The sequence below is a fragment of the Actinomadura sp. KC06 genome (genome assembly GCF_004348735.1).
GTDB lineage: Bacteria > Actinomycetota > Actinomycetes > Streptosporangiales > Streptosporangiaceae > Spirillospora.
In genome coordinates this window covers 27259-51722 of record NZ_SMKT01000031.1, presented here as the reverse complement: position 1 = coordinate 51722, position 24464 = coordinate 27259, and the positions used below count along the sequence as shown (strand labels likewise).

General features: G+C 71.8%; 26 protein-coding genes. 16 read left to right on the top strand and 10 right to left on the bottom strand.

The annotated features are described in order from the left end of the window. The first annotated feature begins 53 nt into the window (after positions 1 to 53). On the top strand, positions 54 to 1703 hold the full coding sequence (locus tag E1287_RS13150; RefSeq protein WP_131965186.1) for an ATP-binding cassette domain-containing protein: 1650 nt from the start codon (positions 54 to 56) through the stop codon (positions 1701 to 1703). 39 nt (positions 1704 to 1742) lie between these two features. Beyond that, entirely contained in the window at positions 1743 to 2591 is an 849-nt protein-coding gene (locus E1287_RS13145) for an SAM-dependent methyltransferase (RefSeq protein ID WP_131965185.1), read from the top strand. Between the two features lie 25 nt (positions 2592 to 2616). On the opposite strand, the gene E1287_RS13140 is transcribed toward E1287_RS13145, so the two are convergent. Continuing rightward, entirely contained in the window at positions 2617 to 3084 is a 468-nt protein-coding gene (locus E1287_RS13140; RefSeq protein ID WP_131965184.1) for a cupin domain-containing protein, read from the bottom strand. A 110-nt stretch (positions 3085 to 3194) separates the two neighbouring features. On the opposite strand from E1287_RS13140, the gene E1287_RS13135 reads away from it, so the two are divergent. The 7 genes from E1287_RS13135 to E1287_RS13105 all read left to right on the top strand — a co-directional run bounded on the left by E1287_RS13135 (position 3195) and on the right by E1287_RS13105 (position 9147). Continuing rightward, positions 3195 to 3857 carry a TetR/AcrR family transcriptional regulator gene (locus tag E1287_RS13135; RefSeq protein ID WP_131965183.1) on the top strand — a complete coding sequence of 221 codons (663 nt, stop codon included), beginning with the start codon at positions 3195 to 3197 and terminating at the stop codon, positions 3855 to 3857. Positions 3858 to 3936: 79 nt separating this feature from the next. Next, entirely contained in the window at positions 3937 to 4947 is a 1011-nt protein-coding gene (locus E1287_RS13130; protein ID WP_243718940.1) for an NAD-dependent epimerase/dehydratase family protein, read from the top strand. Next, positions 4944 to 6128 carry a glycosyltransferase gene (locus E1287_RS13125; RefSeq protein ID WP_243718938.1) on the top strand — a complete coding sequence of 395 codons (1185 nt, stop codon included), beginning with the start codon at positions 4944 to 4946 and terminating at the stop codon, positions 6126 to 6128. The genes E1287_RS13130 and E1287_RS13125 overlap by 4 nt, the downstream gene beginning before the upstream one ends. A gap of 10 nt (positions 6129 to 6138) precedes the next feature. Beyond that, positions 6139 to 6867: a hypothetical protein gene (locus E1287_RS13120; RefSeq protein WP_131965182.1), complete on the top strand. Its 729-nt coding sequence runs from the start codon at positions 6139 to 6141 to the stop codon at positions 6865 to 6867. Then, positions 6864 to 7217: a hypothetical protein gene (locus E1287_RS13115; RefSeq protein ID WP_131965181.1), complete on the top strand. Its 354-nt coding sequence runs from the start codon at positions 6864 to 6866 to the stop codon at positions 7215 to 7217. The genes E1287_RS13120 and E1287_RS13115 overlap by 4 nt, the downstream gene beginning before the upstream one ends. Further along, a complete protein-coding gene (locus tag E1287_RS13110) occupies positions 7217 to 8347 on the top strand; it encodes a glycosyltransferase family 4 protein (RefSeq protein ID WP_131965180.1) in 1131 nt (376 codons plus the stop codon). The genes E1287_RS13115 and E1287_RS13110 overlap by 1 nt, the downstream gene beginning before the upstream one ends. Further along, positions 8344 to 9147 (top strand): hypothetical protein, encoded by an 804-nt coding sequence (locus E1287_RS13105; protein WP_131965179.1) that lies wholly within the window; start codon positions 8344 to 8346, stop codon positions 9145 to 9147. Before E1287_RS13110 ends, E1287_RS13105 begins: the two co-directional genes overlap by 4 nt. Here E1287_RS13105 and E1287_RS13100 read toward each other — a convergent pair. The 4 genes from E1287_RS13100 to E1287_RS13085 all read right to left on the bottom strand — a co-directional run bounded on the left by E1287_RS13100 (position 9144) and on the right by E1287_RS13085 (position 12700). Beyond that, positions 9144 to 9674, bottom strand: coding sequence for a YceI family protein (locus tag E1287_RS13100; RefSeq protein WP_131965178.1), 531 nt, complete (start codon positions 9672 to 9674; stop codon positions 9144 to 9146). The genes E1287_RS13105 and E1287_RS13100 overlap by 4 nt on opposite strands. 18 nt (positions 9675 to 9692) lie before the next feature. Beyond that, positions 9693 to 10649 (bottom strand): VanW family protein, encoded by a 957-nt coding sequence (locus E1287_RS13095; RefSeq protein WP_131965177.1) that lies wholly within the window; start codon positions 10647 to 10649, stop codon positions 9693 to 9695. 185 nt (positions 10650 to 10834) lie between these two features. After that, positions 10835 to 11071 carry a DUF6158 family protein gene (locus tag E1287_RS13090; protein WP_131965176.1) on the bottom strand — a complete coding sequence of 79 codons (237 nt, stop codon included), beginning with the start codon at positions 11069 to 11071 and terminating at the stop codon, positions 10835 to 10837. A gap of 72 nt (positions 11072 to 11143) precedes the next feature. Further along, a complete protein-coding gene (locus tag E1287_RS13085; RefSeq protein ID WP_243718936.1) occupies positions 11144 to 12700 on the bottom strand; it encodes a bifunctional phosphatase PAP2/diacylglycerol kinase family protein in 1557 nt (518 codons plus the stop codon). A gap of 224 nt (positions 12701 to 12924) precedes the next feature. On the opposite strand from E1287_RS13085, the gene E1287_RS13080 reads away from it, so the two are divergent. The 7 genes from E1287_RS13080 to E1287_RS13050 all read left to right on the top strand — a co-directional run bounded on the left by E1287_RS13080 (position 12925) and on the right by E1287_RS13050 (position 19708). Next, positions 12925 to 13827, top strand: a complete 903-nt coding sequence (locus E1287_RS13080; protein ID WP_243718934.1) for an ABC transporter permease — start codon at positions 12925 to 12927, stop codon at positions 13825 to 13827. Beyond that, on the top strand, positions 13820 to 14617 hold the full coding sequence (locus E1287_RS13075) for an ABC transporter ATP-binding protein (RefSeq protein ID WP_243718932.1): 798 nt from the start codon (positions 13820 to 13822) through the stop codon (positions 14615 to 14617). Before E1287_RS13080 ends, E1287_RS13075 begins: the two co-directional genes overlap by 8 nt. A 342-nt stretch (positions 14618 to 14959) precedes the next feature. Then, positions 14960 to 16225: an extracellular solute-binding protein gene (locus E1287_RS13070; RefSeq protein WP_207934187.1), complete on the top strand. Its 1266-nt coding sequence runs from the start codon at positions 14960 to 14962 to the stop codon at positions 16223 to 16225. A 7-nt stretch (positions 16226 to 16232) separates the two neighbouring features. Further along, a complete protein-coding gene (locus E1287_RS13065) occupies positions 16233 to 17309 on the top strand; it encodes an ABC transporter ATP-binding protein (protein ID WP_131965172.1) in 1077 nt (358 codons plus the stop codon). Next, the gene (locus E1287_RS13060; protein WP_207934186.1) at positions 17306 to 18250 is read left to right on the top strand and encodes a sugar ABC transporter permease; all 945 of its coding nucleotides are present in this window, start codon (positions 17306 to 17308) and stop codon (positions 18248 to 18250) included. The genes E1287_RS13065 and E1287_RS13060 overlap by 4 nt, the downstream gene beginning before the upstream one ends. Further along, positions 18247 to 19128 carry a carbohydrate ABC transporter permease gene (locus tag E1287_RS13055; protein ID WP_131965171.1) on the top strand — a complete coding sequence of 294 codons (882 nt, stop codon included), beginning with the start codon at positions 18247 to 18249 and terminating at the stop codon, positions 19126 to 19128. The genes E1287_RS13060 and E1287_RS13055 overlap by 4 nt, the downstream gene beginning before the upstream one ends. 58 nt (positions 19129 to 19186) lie before the next feature. Beyond that, the gene (locus tag E1287_RS13050) at positions 19187 to 19708 is read left to right on the top strand and encodes a YbhB/YbcL family Raf kinase inhibitor-like protein (protein ID WP_131965170.1); all 522 of its coding nucleotides are present in this window, start codon (positions 19187 to 19189) and stop codon (positions 19706 to 19708) included. Here the strand turns inward: E1287_RS13050 and E1287_RS13045 are convergent, their stop codons facing one another. The 5 genes from E1287_RS13045 to E1287_RS13025 are packed head-to-tail and all read right to left on the bottom strand — an operon-like array spanning position 19709 to position 24428. Beyond that, positions 19709 to 20485, bottom strand: coding sequence for an ABC transporter ATP-binding protein (locus tag E1287_RS13045; RefSeq protein ID WP_131965169.1), 777 nt, complete (start codon positions 20483 to 20485; stop codon positions 19709 to 19711). It abuts the gene before it with no gap. Further along, positions 20482 to 21501, bottom strand: a complete 1020-nt coding sequence (locus tag E1287_RS13040; protein ID WP_243718929.1) for an iron chelate uptake ABC transporter family permease subunit — start codon at positions 21499 to 21501, stop codon at positions 20482 to 20484. The genes E1287_RS13045 and E1287_RS13040 overlap by 4 nt, the downstream gene beginning before the upstream one ends. Positions 21502 to 21551: 50 nt before the next feature. Next, on the bottom strand, positions 21552 to 22595 hold the full coding sequence (locus tag E1287_RS13035) for an iron ABC transporter permease (protein WP_243718928.1): 1044 nt from the start codon (positions 22593 to 22595) through the stop codon (positions 21552 to 21554). Next, positions 22579 to 23436: a siderophore-interacting protein gene (locus E1287_RS13030; RefSeq protein WP_243718926.1), complete on the bottom strand. Its 858-nt coding sequence runs from the start codon at positions 23434 to 23436 to the stop codon at positions 22579 to 22581. The genes E1287_RS13035 and E1287_RS13030 overlap by 17 nt, the downstream gene beginning before the upstream one ends. Then, on the bottom strand, positions 23433 to 24428 hold the full coding sequence (locus E1287_RS13025) for an ABC transporter substrate-binding protein (protein ID WP_131965166.1): 996 nt from the start codon (positions 24426 to 24428) through the stop codon (positions 23433 to 23435). The genes E1287_RS13030 and E1287_RS13025 overlap by 4 nt, the downstream gene beginning before the upstream one ends. Positions 24429 to 24464: the final 36 nt, after the last annotated feature.

Here is a 24464-nt window from a genome sequence, read left to right as displayed (position 1 = left end):
GACGGGCACCCGGGGATTTCCCAGACTCGGCACGTATCGAAGGGGGGATCGCCGTGGGCCACGTCGAGGTGGGGCACGTCCGCCATACCCTGCCGGACGGGCGCGTCTTGCTCGATGACGTGTCGTTCCGGGTCGGGGACGGTGTGGTCGCCGCGCTGATCGGGCCGAACGGCGCTGGGAAGACGACGCTGCTGCGACTCATCGCCGGGGACGTCGCGCCGCAGGAGGGGACCGTCGCGCACAGCGGCGGGCTGGGCGTGATGCGGCAGTTCATCGGGGGGATCCGGGACGATTCGTCCGTCCACGATCTGCTCCTGTCGATCGCGCCGCCGAGGGTCCGGGAGGCCGCGGCGGCGGTCGAGGCGGCCGAGCTGGCGATGATGGAGCGCGAGGACGAGCCGACCCAGCTCCGCTACGCCACGGCCCTCGCCGGCTGGGGCGACGCGGGCGGCTACGAGATCGAGGTGCTCTGGGACGCATGCTGCGTCGCAGCCCTCGGTCACCCGTACGATTCGTGCCGTTGGCGCGAGGTCCGCACCCTTTCCGGCGGCGAGCAGAAACGCCTGGCGCTGGAAGCTCTGCTGCGCGGCCCCGACGAGGTTCTTCTTTTGGACGAGCCCGACAACTATCTGGACGTCCCCGCCAAGCGGTGGCTCGAAGAAAGATTGCGGGAAACGTCCAAAACAGTCCTGCTGGTGTCGCACGACCGTGAGTTGCTCGACCGTTCCGCCGACCGGATCGTCACCGTCGAAGCCGCCCAGGTCTGGATCCACGGCGGCCGTTTCTCGACCTATGCCGCCGCCCGCCGCGACCGCAACGAACGCCTGGAGGAGGTGCGCCGCCGCTGGGACGAGGAGCACGCGAAACTCAAAGAATTGGTCAGCACCCTCCGCAACAGGGCGTCGGTCTATGACTCGATGGCGGCCGGAGCCCGCTACCGCGCGGCCCTGACACGCCTTCGCAAGTTCGAGGAAGCGGGCCCGCCCGAGATCCCGCCCCGCGACCAGAACATCAAGATGCGCCTGCGTGGCGGACGCACCGGAAAACGCTCGGTGATCTGCGAGCGCGTGGAACTGACGGGCCTCATGAGGCCGTTCGACACCGAGATCTGGTACGGCGAGCGCGTCGCCGTTCTGGGCTCCAACGGCTCGGGCAAATCACATTTCCTGCGCCTGCTCTCCGCCGTCGCGGAGACCCTTCCGCGCGGCGCGACCCCGGCCGCCCCCGTCGCCCACACCGGCCGGGCCCGGCTGGGGGCACGCGTCGTCCCCGGCCTGTTCGCGCAGACGCACGCCCGTCCCGACCTGGCCGGACGCACTCCCTGCGAGATCGTCATGACCGAGCACGCCCGCCTCCGCAACGACGCGATGAACGCCCTGGCCCGCTACGAGCTCAACCGATGCGCGGAGCAGCCCTTCGAAACCCTTTCCGGCGGCCAGCAGGCCCGCCTGCAGATCCTCCTGCTGGAACTGGGCGGCGCCACGCTGCTCCTCCTGGACGAGCCCACCGACAACCTCGACCTGGCCAGCGCCGAGGCCCTCCAGGAGGGTCTGGAGACCTACGAGGGCACCGTCGTCTCCGTGACGCACGACCGCTGGTTCGCCCGTTCGTTCGATCGCTTCTTGGTCTTCGGTGCCGACGGCTCCGTCTACGAATCCTCTGAACCAATATGGGATGAGGCCCGCGTCACCCGCCCGTCGTAGGATCCTCGAAGGCGGCTACGACGAGGCGAGGAGTCGACGATGCCCCGACCCCCCGGCGGCACCCCACCGGCGGATCAGCCTCCCCGCCTGCCCGACGACGCCCAGGCCCGGTTCCGGACGGACGTCCCGTCCCCCGCACGGACGTGGAATTACTGGCTCGGCGGCAAGGACAACTACGAGGTCGACCGGGTGGTCGGTGACGCGACCGCGGCGGTGAACCCGGAGCTCATCCGGCAGGCCCGGGAGGGCCGCAAGTTCCTGATCCGCGCGGTGCGCTACCTGGCGGCCGAGGAGAAGATCCGCAATTTCCTGGACATCGGGGCCGGGCTGCCCACCGAGTCCAACACCCACCAGATCGCGCAGCAGACCGCGCCCGACGCCCGCATCGTCTATGTCGACAACGACCCGATGGTGCTCGTGCACGCACGTGCCCTGATGCGGGGCACGACGCCCGAGGGCGTCACCGGCTACTTGGACGCCGACTTCCACAATCCGGGGCGGATCCTCGACGAGGCCGCCAACGTCCTGAACTTCACGGAGCCGATCGCGGTGATGTTCATGGGCGTGCTCGGGTTCTGCCAGGACTACCCGACCGCGAGGCAGATCGTGGCCGACACCATGGCGGGCGTGCCCTCGGGCAGTTTCCTGGTCCTGTGGGACTGCACCGATACCTCTGAGGAGGCCAGGCGCAGCACCGAGAAGTACGCGGAGTCGGGCACCGTCCCCTACAACCTGCGCAGCGTCGAGCAGCTCGGCGCCTACTTCGACGGTCTGGAGATGGTCGAGCCGGGCCTGGTCACGATCTCGCGGTGGCGGCCCGACCAGGCCGAAGGCGAGGCCGAGCCCGAACACGTCCACGGGTACGGCGCCGTCGCGCGCAAACCGTGACCCGGAAGGCTCAGCGCGGCGGGGGTCAGCGCGGCGGGCCGACGACGACCTGGCCGTAGGCGTCGGCTGCGGCGGACAGGGCCTCCTTGGAGATCTCGAAGCCGTCCGGCCTGGGCGTGGACAGGTCGCGCCCGGCCTGGCGGAACATCCCCTCGATCCCGCCGGGCGTGGCGATCATGAGCAGGTCGGCCCGGTCGGACGTGATGCGGTAGCCGTGCGGGATGTTGCGCGGCAGGTAGACGATCCCGCCCTCGGACAGCTCCATCTCGTCGTCACCGGCCCACAGCAGCGCGGTGCCCTTGATGAGCATGAAGATCTCGTCTTCGCGGGTGTGCATGTGGAACGGCGGCGCCTCGCCCTTGCCGACGTCGAAACGGCCCACGGTGAGCTGGCCGTCCGTCGCGGCGGAGTCCAGCAGGACGGAGAAGGTGCCGCCGTCCAGCCATTCGAGCTTCTGCTGCTGTTCGGGCTGCGCCAGATAGGGGATGGACATCGTTCTTCCTCCGAGATAAGCGGAACATTTCGTCCGCTTCAACGTGCGGCGGTGCGGTCTGATTCCCGGCGGCCGGGGCTACCGTTGATCGGGAAGGGAGGGCGCGTCCCATGAGCGACGAGGGGCAGGCGCGGCGGCGGCCGCGCCGCGACGCCGAGGCCAACCGGGAGCGGCTGCTCGCCGCCGCCGTCACCGTGATGCTGAGGGAGGGACGCGACGTCCCGCTCGCCGCCATCGCCGCCGAGGCCGGGGTCGGCATCGGGACGCTGTACCGGAGGTACGCCGACCGGCAGGCCCTCCTGCACGCCCTCGAACACCGCGCCTACGACCTGCTCGTCGGCATCCTGGAGGAGATCGGCGAGCTGCCGGGCACCGGCCTTGAGGCGATCGGCGAATACCTGACCCGCTGCTTCGCCGTCGGGGACCAGCTCGTCCTGCCGCTGCACGGCGCGCCTCCGCTGATGACCCCGGAGGCGGTCCACGCCCGCCGGACGATCGATCGCCGCCTCGACGGCCTCCTCGAACGAGGCCGCAAGGACGGCAGCGTCCGCGCGGACGCCAACGCGACCGACGTCATCGTCTTCGCCGCGCTCATCACCCAGCCCCTCTCCTACGGGCCGGACTGGCCGCGGCTGGCGCGGCGCCAGATCACGCACTTCCTGAACGCCCTGGCCGGTGACGGCCCGCTCGACGTTCCGGGCCCCCAGATCGGGCAGGGCGACATCGAGGACGCCTTCGCACGGACCGCCGCCGCGGCCAAGCGCCGGAGATGACCGCACCCGGCCTGTGTCCCGTGTGACCAGGGACGGGAGATGCTGTCCACATTGGTACGGCGGTGGGTAGGGTGCCCGGGTGCGGGTGGTTGTCACGGGTGCGGCGGGGTTCATCGGGAGCCATGTGGTCGATGCGTTCTCGGCCGCCGGGCATGAGGTGCTCGCCGTCGACGCGCCCGGGCGGTCGCCGACCCCGGACGTGGCGCGGCGGACGTGGGCCCGGGTGGCGGCCCGCCCAGGGGTCGTCGCGGCGGAGATCGACCTCGCGGCGCACGATCTGGGCACGGTGGCCGCCGCGGACGTCGTCGTCCACCTCGCGGGACGGCCCGGCGTCCGCGACTCGTGGGGCGCCGGACGGGCCGTAGCGGAACGGGACAACGTGCTGGCGACACGGCGGCTGCTCGCGTCCTGCATGGGACGCCCGGCGCGGCGCAGACCCCGGGTGATCATCGCGTCGAGCTCGTCGGTGTACGGGTCGGCCGGGCGGCGGCCGAACCGGGAGGACGACCCGCTGAGCCCGGCGAGCCCGTACGCGGTCAGCAAGGTCGAGGTGGAGCGGCTCGCGGGCCTGGCGGCGCGGGACGGGCTGCGCACCGTCCTGCTCAGGTACTTCTCGGTGTACGGGCCCCGGCAGCGGCCCGACATGGCGTTCCACCGGTTCGCGGAGGCGGCGCTGGACGGACGCCCGCTGCCCGTGTTCGGCGACGGCCGCCGCACGCGGAGCTTCACGCACGTCCAGGACGTGGTGGCGGCCACGCTGGCCGCGGCGGCCGAGGAGCTTCCGCCGGGGATCGCCGTCAACGTCGGCCATGCCGAGCCGGTGGCGGTCACGGACGCGATCGGGCTGCTGACCGGCGTCCTGGGCGTCCGGGCGGAGATCCGGCGGGAGGCGCCGGTGGCGGGCGACGCCGAGCGCACGTGGGCCGACACGGGCCGCGCCCGGCGGCTCCTCGGGTGGACGGCCACGACCGGGCTCGCGGAGGGCCTCGCCGACCAGATCGCCTGGCACCGCGAGCTAAGGGCCCTTCCGGGGGGTGTGGGGGGTCGCCCCCCACAAACGGGTCGGTCGGAGGAGGTGCGGGTCGGATGATTGATGCGGGTCCGATGATGAGGCACCGGGCGGCCTATGTCGCGTTCGACCGGTTCCCGTCCAGCAAGGGGTCGGCGGTGCACATCGCGCAGATGGCCGACGAGCTGTTCACGCGGTTCGGCGGCGGGCTGCTCGGCGTGATCGGCGGCGGTGACCTGCCGCGCTACCAGCGGGAGGGGACGCGGGAGATCGCCCGGTTCGACGCGCAGGTGCCGAACCTGATCGACCGGGCCGAGGCGTTCTCGCGCTGGGTCGCGGGGCATCTGGAGCCGCACTGGGACACCCTGGAGGTCTGCCACGTCCGGGACCCGTGGAGCGCGCTGCCGGCGATCGCGGACGGCCGCCGCCACAAGGTGGTGTACGAGGTCAACGGCCTGCCGTCGATCGAGATGGCGCACACGTGGCCGTGGGCCGCGCCCAGGACGCTCGACAAGATCCGCGAGCTGGAGCGGTACTGCCTGGAGCGCAGCGACGCCGTCGTCGTGCCGTCGCGGGTGATCGGTGCGGCCGTCGCCCGGTTCGGCGTCCCGGAAGGCAGGATCCATCTCGTCCCGAACGGGGCCGAGATCCCGGAACAGCAGCCGCAGCGGCCGGTGGACGCGCCCGAGCGCTACATCGTGTACGTCGGCGCGCTGCAGCCCTGGCAGGGCCTGGACGTCCTGACGCGTGCGTTCGCGCGGCTCGCCGATCTGCCCGAGCTGCGGCTGGTGATCTGCGCGTCCGTCCCGGAACGGCGGGCGAAGCCGGTGCGGCGGCTGGCCGAGCGGCTCGGCGTCGCCGGGCGGACCGACTGGCGGTTCATGCTGCCGCACCGGGAGATCGCGGCCTGGCTCGCACACGCCGAGGTCTCGGTGGCGCCGCTGACCGGCTGCGCCCGCAACCTCGACCAGGGCTGCGCGCCGCTGAAGGTGATCGAGTCCATGGCGGCGGGCGTGCCGGTGGTCGCCTCCGACCTGCCGGCGGTGCGGGAGCTGATGACGGACGGGGAGCACGGACGGCTCGTCCCGGCCGACCGTCCGGCGGAGCTGGCCAGGGCGGTCCGGATCCTGCTGGAGTACCCGGACGAGGCCGCCGCGATGGGCCGCAGGGCCCGGCGGCGCATCGAGCGGGACCTGACCTGGACACGTTCACGCGCGCTGCTGGCCGATGTCTACCGTACGATCGCGCCGTCTGATCGATAGGTGGTTCGTCATGTTCTGGCGTAAGCAGAAGGCCGCCATCGAGCGGTTCCACCCGCTGCACCGGGCGCTGACCCTGGAGAAGGGCTTCGCGGTCTCGCTGCGGCGGGACGAGTGGGAGCCGGTGATCCAGAGCCTCGCGCGGCACCGCGCCGAGATCCGGCGGCGCAAGTGGCTGCTGCCGGACCGGGTCCCGGGCGTGCTCGTGCCGATGCTGCGGGTGCTGGCGTCCGACATGCGGCCGGACGGGGTGCTGTCCGTCGCGGCGGACATGCGCGGCCCGCAGCTCCCGGAGAAGACCGGGCCGCAGTACGAGTTGCCGGTCCAGCGCCCGGTCCTGTCGATGAGGCAGTGGTACGCGATGGACCCGTGGCTGCGCCTGCGGGCGGAGCTGCGGGACGGCAGCGTCCTGGAGCTGTCGGTCACCGACCGGGTGCGGTACCGCCGCCGCCGGAAGCGCAACCCGCGCGGCAAGGTCAAAATCAAGACGAAGACGAAGACGACGCATCTGGTGCGGGTCACCCGGCGGCTGGCGAAGGGCGCGGCCGTCCAGCGTCCGGGCACACCGCCGCCGCCCTGGATCAGGGTGCGGATCAGGCAGGGGAGCCGGATGCTGTTCCGCGCGAGCGGCAAGCTTCCCGGCCCGCTCGGCGAGGCGGAGCTGACCGACCGGATCCTGCACGTGTCGACGGAGCCGTTCCGCTGGACGCCGCCCGGCCGGGCCGCGGGGAGGAATTCATGAACCGCTGCACCGTGACCACCGGCTTCTTCGTCCTCGGACGCTGCGGGCAGCAGGCGGTCGCGTCGTGCCCGCAGTGCGCGCGGCCCGTCTGCGCCGCGCACGCCGGGCCGGGCGGGCTCTGCAGCGAATGCGCGACGGCCCAGGGCTACGGCACGCACGACCCGCATCACCCCGCCTGGACGGGCGGTTTCCGGCGCCGCTACTACCAGGGCAGTTCCCATGTCTACGGCGATGCCTACTGGTATTCGTCGTTCGACGACTACGACCGCGGCGCGTTCAACCCGGGCGACGACTACTCGCACGGAGGCGACTGGAGCGGCGACGACGACACCGGTTTCGTGGACAGCTGATGCATCGCGTCCTGTGGATCACCGAGCACTATCCGCCCAGCCGGGGCGGCATGTCGCAGTCGTGCGACCGGATCGTGCGGGGCCTGCGCGCGGCCGGGGTCGAGGTCGACGTCGCGCATCTGACGCGCCGCGCCCGTCCTGCCCGCCCCTGGGGCGTCACCCGCGAGCACGGCGGACGGCTCATCTCGGCGCCGCTCGGCGACGATTCCGAGCACGCGCTGCGGCGGCTGTGGACGACGATCACAGCCGAGGACCTCACCGGCTACACCCATGTCGTCGCGTTCGGCGGCGTGTACGCGACGCTCGCCGCGCCCGTCCTGTCCGCGCTGCTGGACGCGCCGCTGGTCACGCTGCTGCGCGGCAACGACATCGACGTCGGCGTGTTCTCGATGCGGCGGCGCGGGGTGCTGGCGGACGCGCTGCGCGCCTCGTCCCGCGTGTGCGTCGTCGCCCGCTCGCACGCGCCGCTGGTGTCCGCGCTGGCCCCGGACGCGGCGGTGACGTTCGTGGCCAACAGCGTCGACACCTCGCAGTGGCGGGTCCTGCCGTCCGAGCGGGAGCGGGGCCGGGCGTGGCGGGACGCGAACGTCCGGGCGGGACGCCGCACGATCGGCCTCATCGGGCAGCTCAAGGTCAAGAAAGGCGTCGGGTTCTTCCTGGACGCGCTGGCCGCGTCCGGGCACGCGGACGCGTTCCACCTGCTGCTGGTCGGCGAGGTCGAGGAGCCGGTGACGGAATGGCTGGCCGAACGCGAGGATTCCGTCCCGCACTCGTTCCTGCCGTTCCTTGAGCGCTACGACCTTCCGGCCGTCTACGCGAGCTGCGACCTGGTCGCCCTGCCGTCGTTCTACGACGGGATGCCGAATGTGGCGCTGGAGGCGGCGGCGCTTGGCGTGCCGCTCATCGCGTCGGACGGCGGCGGGCTCGCGGACGTGGCCGACGACGAGATCGGCTTCACGTTCCCGGCGGGCGACGCGCACGCCTGCCGCGCCGCGATCGACCGCGCGGCCCGCGCCGGGGACGAGCAGCTCGCGAAACTCGGCGCCGCGGGCGCGGAACGCATCCGCCGCGACTTCACGCCCGCCGCCGAGACCGCCGGTTACCTCGACGTCCTCGACGCCGTCCGTTGATCGTCTGCTACGCGGCCGGTGACGGCCTAGGGCACCTGACCCGCCTCCGGTCCGTCCTGCACACCCTGCGCTTGGACGGCCCCGTGACCGTGGTGACGGCCTCGCCATTCGCGAACGACCCGCGCGTCACCGGCGGCTGGCGCATCGTCCCGTCCATCGATGCCGCCGACACGGAGGCGGACGAGGTGATCATCGACGCCTTCCCCGCCGGGCTGAAAGGCGACCTGACGCGCATCCCCTCAGCCCCCAGGGTCACCCACCTGGCGCGCCTCCTGCGCTGGGACGCCTACGAGCCGCTCCTCCCCGCCGACCCGCCACACTTCGACCGCACATTCGTCCTCGAACCGCTTGCCCAGCCGCACCACGCCTACCTGCACACGGTCTCCGACGAGGTCACCCCTCTAGCGCTCACCGATCCTCCTTCGGAGCCGCTAGACGTGGACGGCTGGCTCATCGTCCACAGCGGGCCCGCCCCAGAGACACTCGAACTCGTCGCATACGCGCGTGACATGGCGTCCGTCGAAGGCGTCCGTCCGCCGATGACCCTGGTGTCGCCCCAGAAGCCGGACGGTCTGCCCCCAGGCGTCGCGCACCTGGACGCCTATCCCGCGTGCCCGCCGGGCCCGAACGTCGAACGCATCGTGACCGCCGCCGGTTTCAACGCCGTCCGGCAGTTCGCACCCTGGCGGGACCGGCACCGCGTACTACCGTTCCCCCGCACCCTCGACGACCAATTCACCCGCGCCGCCCGCACCGCCCGCGCAAGCACGCCCTCGGCGGCTGATCAGGCAGCGCGCTAGGCGGGGAGGGCGATGTCGACGGCGATCTCGACGTCGTCGGCGAGCCTCAGCGCGCCGAAGAACGCCGAGTACGGCTTGATCCCCCACCGGCTCTGCGTCACGGTGACGCCGCCCCGCACCCGTCCGTCCTCCAGGACGGCCCCCACCCGGACCGGCTTCACCCGGCCCATGATCGTCAGGTCGCCCTCGATCGCGTCCGCGCCGATCGCCGACGACGTGAAGGTGATCTCCGGGTAGCGGCGGGCGTCGAGCACCTCGCGCAGCGTCTTCTTGATCTCGGCGCGGTCCTGGTCGGTGAGCGGCTTGACGCCTCCGGTGCCCTCCCGGACCTCCAGGCCGTCCACCTCGACGGTGACCCTGACGGACGACGCGTCCAGCGGCTCGCGGGCCTCGACCGCCGCCGTCCAGCGCGTGGCCGCGATGGTCAGGTCGTGGCCGGCGCGGCGTCCGAGCCCGCTGCGGCCCGTCCTGACCAGCAGCGTTCCGTCGTCCGGCCCCAGCTCGTAGGTTCCCTCTCGTACCGCCATGCCTTCACCATCGCACGCTCAGACGCATCGCACCTGCGGCTGCGGACGGTATTCGGTGTGGAACCTCTCCCGGCGGACCTTGCGGCCGTGCTGCAGCAGCGTCCGCCACACGTCGATCTCGAAGCCCCTGCGGCCGGCTGTGGGCACGCATTCCGGTCCCCGTCCCGCACCTCTCGTGTACGGGACGAACCCGTACCGCTCGGACGTCTTCGACCGCACCTGGTATCTGCGTTCGCCGTACAGGCTGACGGTCAGCGACGACGCCGTGGACGAGACCTGGAGCCGGACAGGACGTCCGGTGTCGTTCCGCCAGGTGAAGTCGAGGGCCGGGTACGACACGGCGGCCTCCCGCCCCGCCGGGTACTCCGGCATGTGCATGCTGTGCGCGCGCGCCTTCCGGATGTCCAGGCCCGCCCGGAACACCGCGTTGAACAAGGTCGCCGACACCTGGCAGATGCCGCCGCCCACGTCGTTCACCAGGCGCGGCCCGACGATGGCGGGCGCGGGCACGTAGCCGCGGCTCTCGGTGCGCGGGCCGACGACGGCGTTGAAGGAGAACGTCGTGCCGGGGGCGACGGTGTGGCCGTCCAGGATGTGGGCGGCGAGCTCGATGTTGCGCACCCGGGGCTCGCCCGGCTTGAACCGGGTGGTGTAGGTGCTCATCGGCCGCACGGACGGCGGCCGGTACGGCACGATGTTCTTCGGTAAGGAGCGGTCCGGTGGGGACGCGCCGAGCACGGCCAGGCTCGCGGACGCGCCGGGGTCCCGGGGAACGCCCAGGTAGGCGCCGAGCAGGAGCCCGGTCGTCGCCAGCGCGCCCGCGGCGAACGGCCACCACCGCCGGACGTACTCGCGCAGCTCCGACTGGCGGCGCCCCTGGCACCGCCGCCTGCGGCCGGCTCGCCTCCCTCCGGCGCGCCTGGCACCGGGTCTCCTCCGGCCGGGTCCTTTCCGGCCGGGCCGGGTCCGCCCCACAGATCACACCCCCCGAAGATCCCCGAACGGGATCCTGCAACGGACCCTGCCCCGGCCCCACCGCCGACGCCCGTGGCTTTACCCGAAGAAGACCCGAACAAGAACGAAGCCGGGCCCGTCAGCGGGCGGGGCCCCGTCGGCAGGCCGGGGAGGTCAGCGCGCCCGGACGTCAGCGCGGCCGGACGTCAGCGGGCCCGGGCGCCCTCGCGCAGCCGTTCGGGGTCGATCTCGCGGCCCGGGAACCTCCGCAGGTACTCGGCCTCAAGCTGGTTCATCCGCCGCGTGTGCTCCCCGTACGCCTGGTCGGCGGCGTGCCTGAGCGCGTCGAGCCTCGTCGCGTAGAGATGGCCGAGCTCACGGAACAGGTCGTCGTCGGCGAGGTCGCCAGGGTCGACTCCCAGAATGGTGTCGTCACTCGTCATGTCCGCTCCCTCCTCCGCGGGCCTCCGCCGGCCTCCGGGCGGCCTTCGTGGATCTCCGTGGGCGCCCGTCCCCTACCCGGCGTCGTCCGGCGTGAACACCGCGAGGGCCCCCGCGTGCTTGCCGAACCGCACCGCGGCGGGCAAGGACGACACCTCGCCGTCGCGCGCCAGCCGCAGATCCCCGGAGCGCGACACCACCTCCACCCCGGTCGCCCGCCACGCCCGGTACCCGGGGATGACGTGCAGGTGCCCGGCCAGGACGGCGGCGACCGCGCGGACGCGCGGAACGCGGCGCCCGGTCGCGATCATCCGGACGTCGAGCCGCCCGTCGTCGAGCCGGTCGCGCCACGTGGGCGCGGCGCCGCGCGAGCCGTAGACGCAGTTGCCGACGAAAGCCAGCCAGACGCGCCGCTCCCGGCCGTCCACGGTCAGCGCGACCGGTTCGGAGTGCCGCAGCGTCCGGACGGCGGCGACCGCGAGCGCGGGCCACTTCCCGATCCGCTTCTCCAGCCGCTCCCGCCGGACGACCAGCTCGGTGTAGGCGCCGAGGCTCGCGGTGTTCAGGAACAGCCGCTCCTCCTCGCCCGCCGGATCACCGGAGACCGGGGTGACGTAGGACACGTCCACGCGGCCGATCCGCCCGCCCCGGTAGGCCGCGATCGCCTCCGCCGCCGACTCCACGCCGATCGCCCGCGCGAAATGGTCGAACGTCCCGGTCGGGACGACGAGCAGCGGCACGCCGTGCTCCAGCGCGGCCCGCGCGCCCGCGTTCACGGTGCCGTCCCCGCCGATGACGGCGAGCACCGCGGCCCGTCCGGCGGCCTCGCCGAGCACCTTGTCGGCGTCCTCGTCCGGTCCCAGCCGGACGATCTCCGCCGCGGGCAGCTCCCGTTCGAGCAGCTCGATCGCCAGCTCCGGGCGGCCGGGCAGGATCGCCGCCGTCGCCCCGCCGGTGGCGCCCGACCCGGGGTTGACGACCGCGACCAGGCCGGTCCCGTCCTCGGCGACCGGTTCCGCCGCGTCCTCGGCGGGGGCGACGCGGGCCACCGGAGGACGGGCGGGCCAGACCAGGCGCGTCCCGAGCGCGGCGGCGGCCCCGATCCCGACCCCGGCCAGGACGTCACCCGGGTAGTGGGCACCGGTGTAGACGCGGGAGAACGCGACCGCCGACGCCGTGACCGCGACCGGCACCGCCACCCGGCGCGGCGCCTCCAGCGCTACCCCGGCCGCGAACGCCGCCGCCGACGCCGAATGCCCCGACGGGAACGCATGCGATGTGGGCAGCTTCCATCTGATCCGGATCGGCGGCACCAGATCCACCACGGGACGCTTCCGGCGGAACGCGTGCTTGCCGAGGACGTTCACCGCCGGGCTCGCCACCGCGATCGCGATCGACCCGCGCAGCGCCGCGCGCCGCAACCGGGGCCGTCCGGTCGCGCCCAGGACGCCCGCCGTCGTGAACCACAGCACCCCGTGGTCGGCGAACCGCGACAGCCGCGGCAGGACGTACTCCAGCCCGGGCAGCCGCGCGGCCGCCACCCGGTCGAACGCCCACCGGTCCGCCCGCCCGAGCCTGCGCAGCAGGCCGTATCGTGGTTCCGGAACCCTCTGGCGACGTCGCGGTATCACGGTCCGTGACGGCACGGACCTATGCCGTGCATGGTTGACGCGCATGCCCCGGGTATCCCCATGGACGGCGACATGATTCCGTAAAGATCTCAAATCGGGGGTCACATGCGGGCGAACGTCACGCTCGAGTCAGCGACTGCAATAGGCTTCCCGGCATGAGTCACCCGGAACGGCTCGGTTCCCCGGGTGGCGAGTCGGTCGGAACGATCGCGGAGCCTCCTCACGTGAACGAGACGCTGGCCGACTACGCCGCCCGCCATGGGCTGAGGCAGAGCGCCGCGCGCCCCCCGCTGCGCAAATACCTCCAGAGCGTGTGGGCGCGCCGGAACTTCATCTGGGCGTTCGCGTCCGCCAAGAACATCTCGATGTACACCGACTCGCGGCTGGGTCAGGTGTGGCAGCTGCTGACGCCGCTGCTGAACGCGGCGGTCTACTACCTGATCTTCGGGCTGCTGCTGGACACGAGCCGCGGCGTTCCGGACTTCATCCCGTTCCTGGTGACCGGCGTCTTCCTGTTCGGCTTCACGCAGCGGTCGGTCACCGCGGGCGCGAAGTCCGTCGGGGACAACCTTTCGCTGATCCGGGCGCTGCACTTCCCGCGCGCCACCCTGCCGCTGGCGATCGCGGTCGTCGAGCTCCAGCAGCTGCTGATGGCCCTGGTCATCCTGTTCGCGATCATCGTGGCGTTCGGCGAGCCGTGGAGCTTCAACATGCTCCTGTTCGTGCCGGTGGTGTCGCTGCAGCTCATGTTCAACGTCGGCATCGGCATGGTGATGGCCCGGCTCGGCGCGTTCAACCGCGACATCACCCAGCTCCTGCCGTTCGTCATGCGCACGTGGCTCTACATGTCCGGCGTGATCTTCAGCCTGCCGTCGCTGATGGAGCCGGGCTCCAAGCTGGCCAAGTACCCCGTCCTCGGCGAGCTGCTCCAGCTCAACCCGGCGTACGTGTACGTCGAGCTCAGCCGGTACGTGCTCCTGGGCGAATACCGCGACCATGTGACGCACGACCTGAAAATGAACGAGGCGGGGCAGTTGTGGCTCTCCGCCGGCATCTGGTCGGTGGTCATGCTGGTAGGCGGGTTCATCTACTTCTACAGAGCCGAGGAGCGGTACGGCCGTGGTTGACACTGACACGAAGGTCCGCGGCGCCCTCGAGATCGACCCGCACCGGGAGCCGATCGTCGTCGTCGACGACCTGCACATCGTGTACCGGGTGTACGGCGCGGGCGGCAAGGGCAACGCGGCGACGGCGTTCTCCCGCATGCTGCGCCGCCAGCACCGCCCGTCCATGACGGAGGTCCACGCGATCAAGGGCCTGTCGTTCGTCGTCTACCGGGGCGAGGCCGTCGGGATCATCGGCAGCAACGGCTCCGGCAAGTCGACGCTGCTCAAGGCCATCGCCGGGCTCCTCCCGCCGCACCGCGGCGGCGTCTACACCGACGGCCAGCCGTCCCTGCTCGGCGTGAACGCGGCCCTGATGAAGGACCTCACCGGCGAGCGCAACATCGTCCTCGGCTGCCTCGCGATGGGCATGTCCCCGTCGGAGGTCAAGGACCGGTACGGGAAGATCGTCGACTTCGCCGGGCTCAAGGAGGGCTTCATCCAGTACCCCATGCGGACGTACTCGTCCGGCATGGGCGCCCGGCTCCGGTTCGCGATCGCCGCGGCCAAGACCCACGACGTGCTGCTGATCGACGAGGCCCTCGCCACCGGCGACGCCAAGTTCAGGGTCAAGAGCAAGCGCCGGATCGAGGAGCTGCGCAACGAGGCGGGCGCGGTGTTCCTGGTCGCGCACCAGCTCGACACGGTCAAGGACATGTGCGACCGCGTCATCTGGATCGAAGAGGGCCGGATGCGCATGGACGGCGACCCCGAAGAGGTCGTCGCCGCCTACACCGAGGCCACCGGCAAATAGCGGGCCACGGCAAGTAAAGCGGGCCACCGGCAAGTAGAGCGACGCGTGTGACTGGAGAGGTCACAGTGACGCGGAGTTACCGGATCGTCTCTGGATGAGACGGCCTCGCCGATCTACCTTCAAGGGAGACCCACGGCGACGGAGGCTCCCATGGCCGACCGGTTCAGTACTCCCCGAGGGGGGACGACCCCCCACACCCCCCGGTCCGACTCCGTCGGGCTCAATAGACGAGGCTTCCTATCCTCCACGGCGCTCGCGGCAGGCGCTTACGGTGTCCTGGCGGGGTGCGCCAGCGAGACCAGCGGCCCACAGGCGAAGAACTCCGGGAACGCTCCGAAGGAGGTGTTCACCTCCCCGGCGAAGAAGCTGAGCGGCTCCCTCAGCATCCTGATGTGGAGCCACTTCGTGCCCCGGCACGACAAGTGGTTCGACAAGTTCGTCGCCGAGTGGGGCAAGAAGGTCGGGGTGGACGTCCGGGTCGACCACATCAACACGGTGGACGTCCCGCGCCGCGCCGCGTCCGAGATCCAGGCGGGACGAGGCCACGACCTCATCCAGCACATCGCGCCGTTCTCGCAGTACGAGCCGTCCGTCCTGGACCTGTCCGACCTCGTCCAGGAGGCGAACCGGCGGTGGGGGCAGCAACTCGAGCTGTGCCGCAAGTCGAGCTACAACCCCAACACTAAGCGGTTCTACTGCTACTGCCCCGGCTGGTCGCCCGACCCCGGCGACTTCCGCAAGTCGATGTGGGAGAAGGCCGGGATGCCGAACGGCCCGGTGACCTGGGACGATCTGCTCCGCGGCGCCACCGAGATCAAGAAGCAGACCGGCGTGCCGTGCGGGATCGGGCTGTCGCCGGAGACCGACTCGAACATGGCGGCGCGGGCGCTGCTGTGGTCGTTCGGCGGCTCCGTCCAGGACGAGAACGAGCGGGTCGTCCTCAACTCCGACGCGACCGTCGCGGCCGTCGAGTACATGGCGCGGCTGTTCAAGGACGCGGAGACCAGCGAGGTGTTCTCGTGGACGCCGGCGTCCAACAACCAGGCCCTCATCGCGGGCAAGTCGTCGTACATCCTGAACTCGATCTCGGCGTGGCGCACCGCGATGGGCACCAACCGGAAGATCGGCGACGACATCTTCTTCGTGCCCGCGCTGCGCGGGCCGAAGGCGGCGCTGGCGGCGCAGCACGTCATCCAGCAGTGGATCGTGCCGAAGTACGCGGGGAACCCGGACGCGGCGAAGGAGTTCCTGCTGCACTACACGGCGAACTTCCCGGCCGTGACGTACCACTCCGAGCTGTACGACCTGCCGGGGTGGCCGTCGCTCGTCCCGCAGCTGCACGGCTGGCTGGACAACGACCCGTGGGGCGCGAAGCCCGCCAACAAGCTGAGCCTGCTGAAGACGGCGACGTCGTGGAGCGCGAACATCGGCTATCCGGGCCCGTCCAACCCGGCGATCGGCGAGATCTTCAACACCAACGTGCTGCCGACGATGTTCGGCCGCGCCGCCCGCGGCCAGACGTCCCCGCGGCAGGCGGTCGCGGAGGCCGAGGGACGCGCCAACGCGATCTTCAAGAACTGGCGTTCCCGCGGTCTCGTCGGCGGCTGAGGCGCGGATGAACACCGTAGAGGTGAAGGGGCTGGTCAAGACCTTCGACGGGCATGTGCGGGCCCGGCGGCGGGGGCGCTCTGACCAAGTCCGGGCGCTGGACGGCGTCGATCTGGCGGCCGAGCCCGGGGAGTACCTGGTGCTGCTCGGGCCGTCCGGGTGCGGGAAGACGACGCTGCTGCGCACGATCGCGGGCCTGGAGCAGCCGACCGAGGGCGAGGTGCTGATCGGCGGGAACGTCGTGAACGGGCTCCCGCCGCGGGTCCGGCAGATCGCGATGGTGTTCCAGTCGTACGCGCTGTACCCGCACAAGACGGTGATGGACAACATCGTCTTCCCGCTCCGCGCGGAGGGGATGCCCAAGGACGAACGCGACCGCAAGGCGAAATGGGCCGCCGAGCTGCTGGACATCCAGCCGCTGCTGCGCCGCAAGCCGCGCCAGCTGTCGGGCGGTGAGCGGCAGCGGGTGGCGCTGGCACGGGCGCTCGTCCGCGACCCGGCGGTGTTCCTGCTGGACGAGCCGCTCTCCAACCTCGACGCGAAGATGCGCGCGACGGCCCGCGACGAGCTGAAACGCTTCCAAGAGCGCGTCGGCACCACCACGATCTACGTCACGCACGACCAGGCGGAGGCGATGGGGCTCGGCGACCGGATCGCGGTGCTGGAGCACGGCCGCGTCCGGCAGGTCGGGACGCCGCAGGAGGTGTACGACGACCCGGCCGACACGTTCGTGGCGACGTTCATCGGGTCACCGCCGATGAACCTGGTCAGGCGGGACGGGCGGCTGGTGGGGTTCCGTCCCGAGCATCTGCTGCCGGTGGAGAACGTCCAGGCGAAGGCGCGGGTGACGATGCCGTTCCAGGTCGAGCGGATGGAGTACCTGTCGGGCGACCGGCACGTGTACGGGACGGTGACCGGCATCGGTGAGGAGACCCGCGTGATCGCGCGGCTGCCCGCGACCGTCGGCACGCCGCTGGAGGCCGGGGAGACGCACGAGTTCGCCGTCCCGTCCGAGCGGCTGCGATTCTTCGACGCGGACGAGGGGAAACGCGCCGCGCCCGTGCCGATCGGGGAATCGCCGTGACGACCGGGCTCAAGCCGTCCACGGAGCTCAAGCGGCCGACGAAGCCCAAGCGGTCGAAGGCGGGGCTCGCCGACCGGGACGGGTTCCTCGCGTGGGTGATGCTGCTGCCGTCGGTGGTCTACATCATCGCGCTGGTCGGCGTCCCGTTCCTGCTGGCCATCGCGTTCGCGTTCTCCGACGTCACCACCGGCGACCCGTCGTTCGACTTCGTCGGTTTCAGCAACTTCTCCGAGGTGTTCGACGACGGCGTGTTCTGGCGCTCGCTCCGGAACACGCTGTTCTTCACGGTGGTCAGCATGGTGCTGATCGTGGTGTTCGGGAAGATCCTCGCGAACATCCTGGTCGCGGACTTCCACGGCAAGTGGTTCGTCCGGTTCCTGGTGCTGCTGCCGTGGACGACGCCGGTGGCGCTGTCGACGGTGTCGTGGCTGTGGTTCCTGGACTCGATCTTCTCGCCGGTCGACTGGGTGCTCCGCAACCTCGGGCTGATCGACGCGAACGTCGTGTGGCTGGGCCGTCCGGGCACGGCGATGGCGTCGGTGATCATGGTGCAGGTGTGGCGGCTGACGCCGCTGGCCGCGGTGATCGTGATGGCGGGGCTGGTCGCGATCCCCCGCGACATCGACGAGGCGGCGCGGATCGACGGCGCCGGGTTCTGGCGGCGGATGTTCGAGGTGACGATCCCGCTGACGCTGCCGGTGATCGCCGTCGCCGGGCTGTTCGGCGCGATCATGACGTTCACGGACATGACCGTCCCGTACGTGCTGACACGCGGCGGCCCGACGCATTCGACGGACGTGCTGGCCTCGTGGGCGTACTTCCGCGGCATCGAGGGCGGGGACGTCGGGCAGGGCGCGGCGATCGCGCTGTTCCTGTTCCCGCTGCTGTTCGCGGGCGCGATAGCGATCCTGCGCGCCGTCCGACGGCTGGAGGCCCGATGACGACCGCGATCGACGTCGAGGGCCTGCGGAAGCGGTATGCGCGGCGTCATGTGGCTGCGCGGTGCGGGGTGTACGGGGCGGCGGTCCTGGCGGCGCTGGTGTGCGCGATGCCGTTCCTGTGGAGCGTGATCAGCGCGTTCAAGCAGAACCAGGACCTCTACAACCCCGAGAGCAACCCGTTCTTCTACAACAAGCCCGCGACGCCCGACCATGTGACGTTCCTGTTCACCGACACGCCGTTCCTGACGTTCGTGGTGAACACGCTGATCGTCGGGGCGGTGGTGGTGGCGATCACGCTGGCGCTGTCGCTCCCGGCGGCGTACTCGCTCGCGCGGCTGGACCGTCCGTGGGGCACCCCGATGGGCATCGCGATCTTCCTGGTGTACCTGGTGCCGCCGTCGCTGCTGTTCCTGTCGCTGACCCGCGTCGTGGTGTGGCTGCGCCTGGAGGACACGCTCTGGTCGATGATCGTCGTGTATCCGACGATCACAGTGCCGGTGTCGGTGTGGCTGCTGATCGGGTTCCTGAAGGCCGTCCCGAAGGACATCGAGGAGCAGGCGATGGTGGACGGCCACAGCCGCCTCGGCGCGTTCCTGCGGGCCGTCCTGCCGCTGGTGTTCCCGGGGATCGTCGCGGTCGTCGTGTTCAGCTTCACGCTCACGGCCAGCGAGTTCGTGTACGCGCTGGCGTTCGTGTCGGCGAGCCCGGAGATGGTGGTCAGCACCGGCGTCCCGACGCAGCTGATCCGCGGGGACGTGTTCTTCTGGCAGTCGCTGCAGGCGTCCACGGTGATCACGGCGGTGCCGATCGCGTTCCTGTTCAACCTGTTCCTGGACCGTTTCGTCACCGGGTTCACGATGGGGGCCGTCAAGACCTGACCGGCCCCTGATAGAGATGGAGGAGCACACAGCCGATCCCCGTCCTAGGAGGGCCGCCATGCCCGGCAAGCCGCCGCTTCCGCACGAGTTCCTGCCCGAGGTCCCGTCGTTCACCGTGACCAGCGACGATGTCACCGAGGGCGAGCGCCTCCCCGACAAGCACGTGTTCAGCGACTGGGGCTTCGGCGGCGGCGACGAGTCCCCGCACCTGAGCTGGTCGGGGTTCCCCGCCGAGACGAAGAGCTTCGCGGTGACCTGCTACGACCCGGACGCGCCGACCGGCAGCGGCTTCTGGCACTGGTCGCTGTTCGACATCCCCGCGGACGTGACGGAACTGCCGACCGGCGCCGGCACGGAGGACGCCAAGGTCGGGATCCAGGCCCGCAACGACTACGGGACGAAGGCGTTCGGCGGCGCGGCCCCGCCGCCCGGTGACCCGCACCGCTACGTGTTCACCGTCCACGCGCTGGACGTGGAGACGCTCGGCATCGACTCCGACGTCTCCCCCGCCGTGGCCGGGTTCAACATCACCGCCCACACCCTGGCCCGCGCCTCGATCATCCCCGTCTACGGGACCTGATCAGGCGTCCGGGACGATCATCGGGGTGCCGGTGACCGGGTCGGGCACGATGACGCACGACAGGTCGAACACCTCCTTGATCAGGGCGGCGTCGACGATGTCGGCGGGCGCGCCCTCGGCGACGATCCGCCCGTCCCGCATGGCGACGAGGTGGTCGGCGAACCGGCACGCCTGGTTGATGTCGTGCAGCACCGCGATGATCGTCCGGCCCTCGTCGCGGAGCCGGGCCAGCAGCGCGAGCAGCTGGTACTGGTGCGTGATGTCGAGGAACGTGGTGGGCTCGTCCAGCAGCAGGTAGGACGTCTCCTGGGCGAGGACCATCGCGATCCACGCCCGCTGCCGCTGCCCGCCGGACAGGCTCTCCACCGGCCGTTCGGCGATGTCGGTGACGCCGGCCGCCGCCATCGCCGCGGTCACGGCCCGCTCGTCCTCGCGCGACCAGGTGGACAGCAGCGTCTGGTGCGGGTACCGGCCCCGCGCGACGAGCTGCCGCACCGCGATGTTCTCCGGCGCGACGAGGCCCTGCGGCAGGAACCCGACCTCGCGGGCGATGGCCTTCGGCCGGTAGTCGCGTACGTCCCGGCCGTCGAAGCTCACCCGGCCCGACGACGGCGCCAGCAGCCGCGCGAACGAGCGCAGCAGCGTCGACTTGCCGCACGCGTTGGCGCCGACGACGGCGGTGAACGCGCCGTCCGGGACGTCGACGGTCAGGTTCGCCGACACGACCCGGTCGCCGTAGGCGAGGGTGACGTCGGCGGCGGTCAGGCGTCCGTTCACGGCCTTCTCATCTCCATGATCAGGAGCCAGCTGAGGTAGACGCCGCCGATCACCGTGGTGACGACCCCGACGGGCAGCTGGACGGGGGCCACGACCGTCTGGGCGGCGAGGTCGGCGGCGAGGAGCAGCAGCGCCCCGGTCAGCGCGGCGGGCAGCGCCGGCGTCCCGGCGGCGCCCGCGACCCGGCGGCCGATCTGCGGCGCGGCGAGCGCGACGAACACGATCGGCCCGGTCGCGGACGTGACGGTCGCGGTGAGGCCCACGCCCGCCAGGATGATCAACAGCCGGTACCGGTTCAGCGCCACCCCCGACGCCGCGGCGACGTCGTCCCCGAGCGCGGCCTGCCCCGTGGTCCGGGACAGGGCCGCCGCCAGCAGCCCCAGCGCCGCGAGGATGAGGAACGGGAGGCGGACCTCGTCCCAGTCCAGGCCGTTCAGGGAGCCGGCGCTCCACGCGGTCGCGGCGGTCGCCACCTCCAGCTGGGCGAGCAGCACGATCCACGAGTTGAGCGCGGTCAGCATGGCGTTCACCGCGATCCCGATGACGACGAGCCGCAGGCCGCTGAGCCCGGACCGCAGCGACAGCGCGTAGACGGCGGCGGCCGAGGCGAGCCCGCCCGCCAGCGAACCGGCGGCGAGCCCGGCCGCCGTCCCGCCGAAAACGGTGATCGCGATCAGCACGCCGGTGTAGGCGCCGGCGTCCAGGCCGATCACGTCCGGGCTGCCGAGCGCGTTCCGGGTCACGTTCTGGAAGATCGCCCCGGCGGTGCCGAGAGCCGCGCCGAAGACCAGCGCCCCGGCCACCCGGGGCAGCCGCCACTCCTGGACGACCAGCGCCGCGTCCCCGTACCCGGCGAGCCCGGCGAGGACCTCGCCGGGCGGATCCCAGGAGTTCCCGCGGCACAGTGCGACGAAGGCCAGCGCCAGGGTGACGCCGGCCAGCGCGATCGACGTCACCGCGGTCCGCCGCTCGATCAGCGCGGACACCCGTCCCGCGCGGATCACCAGCACGCTCACGCCTGCTCGTTGTGGGGGGTCGACCCCCCACGCCCCCCGGTTCGCTTCGCTCATGCCTCCACCGCCCCGTACCTCCGGACCACCCAGATCAGCGCCGGTCCGCCGAGGAACGCGGTGACGACCGCCACCGGCACCTCGCCCGTCGGCAGCAGCACCCGCGACCCGATGTCGGAGACGAGCAGCAGGATGGGGCCGAGCAGCATCGTGTAGGCCATCAGCCACGGCACCGACCCGCGGGCCGCCCGCCGCGCCAGATGCGGGACGATCAGCCCGACGAACACGATCGGCCCCGCGATGGCGGTGGCGGCGCCGGCGAGGACGGTCACGAGCGCGAGCACCGCCACCCTGATCCGCGCGACGCGGGCGCCGAGCGCGTGCGCGACGTCCTCGCCGAGGGCGAGGCCCGCGAGGGGGCGGGTGACCAGCATCGCGCCGGCGAGGGCGAGGACGATCGCCAGCAGCGGCAGATCGAACGGCGTCTGCTCGCGGCCGGCGAGCGACCCGACCGACCAGAACCGGTACCGGTCCAGGACGTCGGGGTACACCATGCGCAGCCCGAGGGATATCCCCGACAGCACGAAGGTGAAGGCGACACCGGCGAGGACGAGCCGCAGCGGCACGGCCCGCCCGATGCCGTACACGATGAGCGACGTGAGCACCGCCCCGGACAGCGCGAGCCCCAGCCGTCCCGCCTGCGACCCGCTGATCCCGAGCACGGTGCCGACCGTGATCGCCAGCCCGGCGCCCGCGGTCACCCCGAGGATGCCGGGCTCGGCGAGCGGGTTGCGGGTCAGCGTCTGGACGAGGGTGCCCGCGGTGCCGAGGGCGGCGCCCACGCAGACGGCGAGGACCGTCCGCGGCAGCCGGACGTCGCGGACGACCACCTGCTCGTCCGTGCCCGCGTAGTCGGTCAGGGCCCGCCAGATCTCGTGCGGCGGGGCGCTGCCCGCCCCGACGGCCAGGCTCACGCCCGCGAGCACGGCCAGGAGCAGGACGGCCCCCAGCAGGACCGCCGCCCGCCGCGCCAGGCCGTCCCGGGGGACGACGCCCAGAACGGTCCGCGCCGGCCGGGCGGGGTCAGTCGTCGTCCTCAAGCCCGGCCACTCCGAGTTTCCAGTAACCCGTGAAAAGCGCATCCAGCCCGTCCGCGCTGTCGTTCGCGCTCTTGCGGTCGCGTGCCCAGGCGCGCAGCGGCCTGATCGCGCCCGTTTCCCCGGCGGCGAACAGGAACGTCCGCCCTCCGGGAAGGTCGAGCGACCGCACGGTGTCGGCCAGCGACGACTCCCGCCCGTCGCGGACGAGCCAGGTGACCTCCACCCCGTCGCGGGCGGCGAGGGGATAGGCGTGGTCGGCGGCGTCGGCGGTCTCGATCACCAGCCGGGCGGACACGTCCGGCGGGGACTCCTCCAGCCACCGAGCCGCCGCGGGCAGCGCGGTGGCATCAACGGCGAACACGTAGTGGTCGTAGTTGTGCGGGAACGCCTTGGCGCCGGGCGGGCCCGCGACCGCGACGTCCTCCCCCGGCTTGACGTCCGCCGCCCACTCCGCGGCCAGCCCGCCCGGGTGCAGGACGAAGTCCATGTCGAGTTCGCCCGCGTCCGCGTCGTAGCGGCGGATCGTGTACCGGCGGCTGGGCGGCGACGGCTTCGGCCAGTCCAGGTCCAGGTCGTGGGTGGGCACGGGGAGGCGGAGGGCGCCGTCCGCGTCGGGGAAGACGAGCTTGATGTGGTCGTCGGCCTGGTAGGTGTGGAATCCCTCCAGCTCCGGGCCGCCGAAGGTCAGCCGCAGCATGTTCGGCGTGAGCCGCTCGCGGCGCAGCACCTGGAGCGTCCGGATGCCGATCGGATACCCGATGCGGCGCACCTCCGTGCCGGTCCGGTGGTGCTCCAGGACGCGGCGGCGCGGCTCGTGGCGTTCCATATGGATCCCGCTCACTTCTTCAGCAGCGGCGCGAGCGCCTTGTCGATCTCGTCCAGGGCCCGCGTGGCCGACTCGTACGTCGCCGCCTCGGTGTAGCGGAGCCCGAAGGTCTGGCCGTCCTTGACCGCGGGCAGGTTCTTCCACAGCTTGGAGGCGAGGACGTACCGCACCGATTCGCCTTGCTTGCCGTCGGGCTCCAGCGTGTAGGTGATCGCGGCGGCCTCGCCGAGACTCTGCGGCAGCTCCTCGATGGACGAGGTCTCGCTGACGTCCTTCGAGCCGCCGCCCTTCTTCTTGACCTGGCCGTAGTAGGTCACGCCGATGTCCTGGGCGATGTTGGTCCCCCACGAGCCGGCGAACTCGCGCATGAACGTCCCGGCCGAGACGTCGCCGTACTCGCCGACGTGCCCGAACTCCAGCCCGGCGAGGGCGTCCTTGTACTTGGCCTTGAGGGCGGCGGCCTTCTTCTCGTACGCGGACTTCGACTCCGCGAGCCGCCCCGCCTGGCCGGCGGCGTCGGCCTGCCGCTGCGACAACTCGCGCCACGCGGACGGCACGGTCGGTCCGATCGCCACGACCGGCGCGATGGATTCGAGGCGCTTCAGGTCCAGGTCGCCCAGGACGGGCTTCGGGACGCCGATCACGATCAGGTCCGGCTCGACCTTGGCGATGGCCTCATAGTTGGTCGACGCGGCCGTCTCATCGGCGATCTTGGTCAGCCCGTCGTACCTCGTGCGGTCCTCCGGGGTCATCATCGCCAGGCCGCGCTTCCAGGACGAGATCCCGACCAGCTTCGCGTCCGCCTCGATGAGGACCGGCACCGCGTACCCGGTCGCGACGACCCGCTGCGGCGCGACAGGGATCGTGACCTTGCCGTTGTCGGCCTCGAACGCCCGTGTCGCGGCGTCGCCGCCGGACCCGGAGTCCGAGCCGGACCCGCAGGCGGTCGCGAGGACGAGCGCGGCGGCCACCGCGCCGGCGAGCCTCCAGGGCTTACGAGAGTGCATGGTCGCGTTCCTAGTTCCAGGGGGTCGGGGGGTCGG

What these genes read in the sequence shown, in the direction of transcription:
- E1287_RS13145 (WP_131965185.1), top strand. Translation starts at nt 1,743, where the DNA reads ATGCCCCGACCCCCCGGCGGCACCCCACCGGCGGATCAGCCTCCCCGC.
- E1287_RS13135 (WP_131965183.1), top strand. Translation starts at nt 3,195, where the DNA reads ATGAGCGACGAGGGGCAGGCGCGGCGGCGGCCGCGCCGCGACGCCGAG.
- E1287_RS13090 (WP_131965176.1), bottom strand. Translation starts at nt 11,071, where the DNA reads ATGACGAGTGACGACACCATTCTGGGAGTCGACCCTGGCGACCTCGCC.
- E1287_RS13050 (WP_131965170.1), top strand. Translation starts at nt 19,187, where the DNA reads ATGCCCGGCAAGCCGCCGCTTCCGCACGAGTTCCTGCCCGAGGTCCCG.
- E1287_RS13065 (WP_131965172.1), top strand. Translation starts at nt 16,233, where the DNA reads ATGAACACCGTAGAGGTGAAGGGGCTGGTCAAGACCTTCGACGGGCAT.
- E1287_RS13125 (WP_243718938.1), top strand. Translation starts at nt 4,944, where the DNA reads ATGATTGATGCGGGTCCGATGATGAGGCACCGGGCGGCCTATGTCGCG.
- E1287_RS13025 (WP_131965166.1), bottom strand. Translation starts at nt 24,428, where the DNA reads ATGCACTCTCGTAAGCCCTGGAGGCTCGCCGGCGCGGTGGCCGCCGCG.
- E1287_RS13120 (WP_131965182.1), top strand. Translation starts at nt 6,139, where the DNA reads ATGTTCTGGCGTAAGCAGAAGGCCGCCATCGAGCGGTTCCACCCGCTG.
- E1287_RS13055 (WP_131965171.1), top strand. Translation starts at nt 18,247, where the DNA reads ATGACGACCGCGATCGACGTCGAGGGCCTGCGGAAGCGGTATGCGCGG.
- E1287_RS13140 (WP_131965184.1), bottom strand. Translation starts at nt 3,084, where the DNA reads ATGTCCATCCCCTATCTGGCGCAGCCCGAACAGCAGCAGAAGCTCGAA.
- E1287_RS13100 (WP_131965178.1), bottom strand. Translation starts at nt 9,674, where the DNA reads ATGGCGGTACGAGAGGGAACCTACGAGCTGGGGCCGGACGACGGAACG.
- E1287_RS13115 (WP_131965181.1), top strand. Translation starts at nt 6,864, where the DNA reads ATGAACCGCTGCACCGTGACCACCGGCTTCTTCGTCCTCGGACGCTGC.
- E1287_RS13110 (WP_131965180.1), top strand. Translation starts at nt 7,217, where the DNA reads ATGCATCGCGTCCTGTGGATCACCGAGCACTATCCGCCCAGCCGGGGC.